1 protein-coding gene is annotated in these 422 nt (G+C 54.3%); it reads right to left on the reverse strand.

Annotation, left to right across the window (positions count from 1 at the left end):
* A partial coding sequence (locus tag R0J87_RS18595; protein WP_498888044.1) for a hypothetical protein occupies positions 1-422 on the reverse strand: 422 nt, incomplete at both ends.

The following is a 422-nucleotide window of genomic DNA, read 5'->3' on the forward strand; positions in this document are numbered from 1 at the left end:
AATGCAGCAGTCAGTTTAATCCAGAAGAGTACGACATTAATCCTAACTATATGTGTGACAGGCAGTTGCAAGGTGTCAGCGGGACCTGTAACGCCGTCAAAAAAGGTGATGGCACGGGTGACGGTGACGGCGGCGGTGATGACGGCGGCTCTCCCGGTGGTGGCGATGATGGCGGCGGTGATGACGGCGGCGGCGATGGCGATGATAACAACAGTCCCTGCAACGCCTATCTCGGGATACGTTTTGACGTGGGTTGGAAATCCGTTAACCATGGCACTACCCCCGGTAACTATTGGTGCTCCAGCAAAGGCGGCGGCTGCCAGGCTAAGTATGTATCCGGCTCTAAATTTTGTGGCAAGCCCGGTGCCGGTTTTGACTGTTTCGCTGAATTTGAGGTTATCGGCCCTGAATGTAATCTTTCG

The organism is Halomonas sp. SIMBA_159 (genome assembly GCF_046536035.1).
Taxonomy (GTDB): domain Bacteria; phylum Pseudomonadota; class Gammaproteobacteria; order Pseudomonadales; family Halomonadaceae; genus Vreelandella; species Vreelandella venusta_A.